Raw genomic sequence first — 530 nt, 5'->3', positions numbered from 1 at the left:
CCTTGGTGACGCTGGCATTCGCATTGCCGCGACCCACAATATCAAACGACTGCAAAAGTGGAACGCCCGCCTTCATCATGGTAGCCAGCTGGCGGGTAAAAATGGCGATGTCCCTCGGCTTGATCTTCTTGCCGGAGCGCATGCTGCGCTTTTTGATCTTGGTGGGCAAAACGCCTTGGCGGCGCAGGGAAGCCTTGACCTGGTTTTCTCCGGCGGCCCGGGTTTCGCCCCGAACCTGTTTGCCGCCGCGGTCCTTGCCCTCCCACTCAAAAACAAATTCCTTGACGCCTTTGACAGATGCTGCAGTTGCCATGATGGTTTTCTCGTTTTATCGATGGCCCAAGCCACCTTTCGCTACAGACGCCGATTAATCAGCACTTTGCGTGAGCAAATTTAAACATTCGTGCAACCCAAAACCTCTTCCAGTGAGGTCATTCCGAGTTTAACTTTTTGCAATCCGGACTGGCGCAGGCTTCGGACCCCTTCGAGTTCAGCCTGCGCAGCGATTTGTTCAGCCTGCGCAGCGATTT

Annotated in this window: 1 pseudogene; it reads right to left on the bottom strand. The window is 54.7% G+C overall.

The annotated features are described in order from the left end of the window. Window positions 1–313 (bottom strand): annotated as a pseudogene (locus AC1D1X_RS25390) (type II secretion system F family protein); the annotation flags it as partial. Window positions 314–530 lie beyond the last annotated feature (217 nt).

Source organism: Polaromonas sp. P1_G4 (assembly GCF_056405475.1).
Note: the sequence above shows the minus strand (reverse complement) of the source record. Positions and strands in the feature narration are given on the sequence as shown.